The sequence below is a fragment of the Streptomyces rimosus subsp. rimosus genome (genome assembly GCF_000720725.1).
Classification (GTDB): Bacteria; Actinomycetota; Actinomycetes; order Streptomycetales; family Streptomycetaceae; genus Streptomyces; species Streptomyces rimosus_A.
Map to the genome: position 1 here is coordinate 1 of NZ_JOCQ01000245.1, position 539 is coordinate 539.

Consider the following 539-nt stretch of genomic DNA (forward strand, 5'->3'; position numbering starts at 1 on the left):
CGACCTGCGGGGAGGCCGGGACCATGGTGATGACGATGTCGGCGTCGGCCACCGCGGCGGCGATCGAGGCGGCCGGGGTGCCGCCGGCGGCGGCCAGCCGCTGCAGCTTGTCCTGTTCGAGGGTGTGGCCGGTGACCTGGTAGCCGGCCTTGAGCAGGTTCTCGGCCATGGGCGCGCCCATGATGCCCAGCCCGATCCACGCGATCTGCGGAAGTGTGCTCATAGCTATGGCCTTTCGTGTTGTGCTCGGGTCAGTGGGCGGCGCGCAGGGGACGCGGCAGCCAGGTGAAGGCGTCCGCGCTGGGGCGGTCGCCGGGCTGGTACTCCAGGCCGGTCCAGCCGTCGTAGCCGTTGGCGTGCAGGCGGTCCAGGAGGGCTGCGAGGGGCAGGGTGCCGGTGCCGGGGGCGCCGCGGCCGGGGCTGTCGGCGATCTGCACGTGCCCGGTCAGGGGGGTGTAGCGGTCGATGGCCTGCTCCAGGTCCTCGCCGTTCATCGCCAGGTGGTACAGGTCCAGCAGGAAGCGGGCGTTGTCCAGGCC

2 protein-coding genes are annotated in these 539 nt (G+C 72.5%); both read right to left on the bottom strand.

Going from position 1 to position 539, the window contains the following annotated elements:
* A partial coding sequence (locus tag IH45_RS0142735; RefSeq protein ID WP_030682687.1) for an NAD(P)-binding domain-containing protein occupies nt 1-223 on the bottom strand: 223 nt, incomplete at its 3' end.
* 28 nt (nt 224-251) lie between these two features.
* On the bottom strand, nt 252-539 hold a 288-nt coding region (locus IH45_RS0142740), incomplete at its 5' end, for a TIM barrel protein (protein ID WP_030682690.1).